Origin of the sequence: Acinetobacter sp. AS167 (assembly GCF_037152175.1) — a bacterium.
Taxonomy (GTDB): domain Bacteria; phylum Pseudomonadota; class Gammaproteobacteria; order Pseudomonadales; family Moraxellaceae; genus Acinetobacter.
The window spans coordinates 1-223 of the sequence record NZ_JBBCMP010000057.1 but is presented as its reverse complement, the minus strand read 5'-3'; the positions used below and the strand labels follow the sequence as shown (position 1 = coordinate 223).

The 223-nt window shown below is 40.4% G+C and carries 1 protein-coding gene; it reads left to right on the top strand.

Translation table 11 applies throughout. The features are described 5' to 3' along the window. The coding region (locus WFN33_RS20345; RefSeq protein WP_336954844.1) for a transposase at positions 1-223 on the top strand (223 nt) is incomplete at both ends.

The following is a 223-nucleotide window of genomic DNA, read 5'->3' as shown; positions in this document are numbered from 1 at the left end:
AGACCATGAGCTTAAACGTGATCAAAAGCTTCTTGAAAGCATTCCAGCAATTGCTGAGCGTACCAGTTTATTAATGCTTGTTTTTTTACGTGCTCATTCTTTTGAAAAAGCAAGCCAAGCTGCTGCATTTGTGGGTTTAGTTCCCATTCATAGACAATCTGGTAGTTCTGTGCTTGGAAAAAGTCGCTTATCTAAAGCCGGTTCACCTAAAATTCGATCGGGT